Source organism: Desulfocurvus vexinensis DSM 17965, from assembly GCF_000519125.1.
GTDB classification, from domain to species: domain Bacteria; phylum Desulfobacterota; class Desulfovibrionia; order Desulfovibrionales; family Desulfovibrionaceae; genus Desulfocurvus; species Desulfocurvus vexinensis.
The window spans coordinates 1-1,322 of sequence record NZ_JAEX01000054.1; the positions used below are offsets into that span (position 1 = coordinate 1).

At 46.0% G+C, this 1,322-nt stretch carries 2 protein-coding genes; one reads left to right on the forward strand and one right to left on the reverse strand.

The features are described from left to right. Positions 1-261 precede the first annotated feature (261 nt). Positions 262-981: a phosphonate metabolism transcriptional regulator PhnF gene (phnF, locus tag G495_RS21400; RefSeq protein WP_084458341.1), complete on the reverse strand. Its 720-nt coding sequence runs from the start codon at positions 979-981 to the stop codon at positions 262-264. A 66-nt stretch (positions 982-1,047) separates the two neighbouring features. Here phnF and G495_RS21405 point away from each other — a divergent pair, with 66 nt between their 5' ends. After that, a complete protein-coding gene (locus G495_RS21405; protein WP_235619606.1) occupies positions 1,048-1,284 on the forward strand; it encodes a DUF2188 domain-containing protein in 237 nt (78 codons plus the stop codon). Positions 1,285-1,322 lie beyond the last annotated feature (38 nt).

Below are 1,322 nucleotides of genomic sequence, written 5' to 3' on the forward strand. Positions count from 1 at the left end.
TTGATCATCTCTTCGTTGTTTTCGGCCGGAATCAGACCCATGACGAGTTCTCCGGCCACAGCCGGAAGCACAAGCATGGCTGATACCGCCACTCCGGCGCAAAAAACACCAATTTTTTTCAAGACCGTCTTCATCTCTTCTTTCTCCTTATCTGGTATAGTTATCTAGACATGATCAGACCGCCTGATCCTGTCGACAGCAATAAAGATACAGTGCGCATGTTATCGTTACGTGTCGTGAATGTTTCAATTTCGTTAAATCTCACATCCAATGATTAACGCTGTCGTTCATGTCGATTCGCAACTGAATCATATCTGACCGAAATCTTGTTACCGCGTATTCCACCGGGGTATTGTCCTGCTCAAGAACATTCAGGCTCTTAACCCGCAAAACCGGTTGTCCGTTGACTACGCGCAGTAGTTTTGCATCGTCTTCAGGGGCAACGACAGCGGTGATCAAACTTTCCAGACGCAACAACGGGCCGAATTGATCATTAAGTACTTCATGAAGAGAGCCGCCGTCATAATCACGCAAAGAATCCCCAAACGGCGAAATCGGTAAAAAATGGGAAATAACGCAAAGGGGAATGCCGTCCGCATAACGCAATGTGTCAATCCATAAAACATCTCGCTTGTTTTTCAGTTTCAGGGCGTCCGCCACTCCTTTTGGAGCTTCGATGACATTTTTTCTCATGACTTCACAATCTGTTGTCATTCCCAAATCATGCAACGTCTGTGTGAACCGTGTTTTTGATTTCAATTTATAATCAAGATGTTTTTCTGAAACAAAAACACCGATGCCATGTAATCGTTCAAGCATTCCCGCAGTAATGAGTTCATCAACAGCCCTGCGCAAGGTGTGTCGATTTACACCAAACTGCTCAGCCAAATTACCTTCAGAAGGCAAGCGGTCTCCTGGCATTCCGTTTTTTACGAACTCATTTCGTTTCCTTCTGGCTATATATCTATATGACCATGGCAAACTACCCGGGCATTGTTAATGTATTGTTACGGAATGCTTAAATTTACGTGAAAATTATTTTTGGAAGTGTTTATCGAGCATCCCGGATCACATCATCTAATTTGGAAAGCCAATGGAGGCTGGGACGTCAAGAAAGACGGCGCGACCCGTAGCAGCTGTCACTTCGACAAGAAGCAGGATGCCGTTGATGCCGGGCGCAAGATCAGCCAGAACCAGGGCACCGAGTTCTACATCTACGGCAAGGACGGGAAGATCCAGAACAAGGACAGCCACGGGAACGATCCGTATCCGCCGAAGGGGTAATCCAGTGCATATGCTTTCAGGGAGTTTTTGTTCTGTAT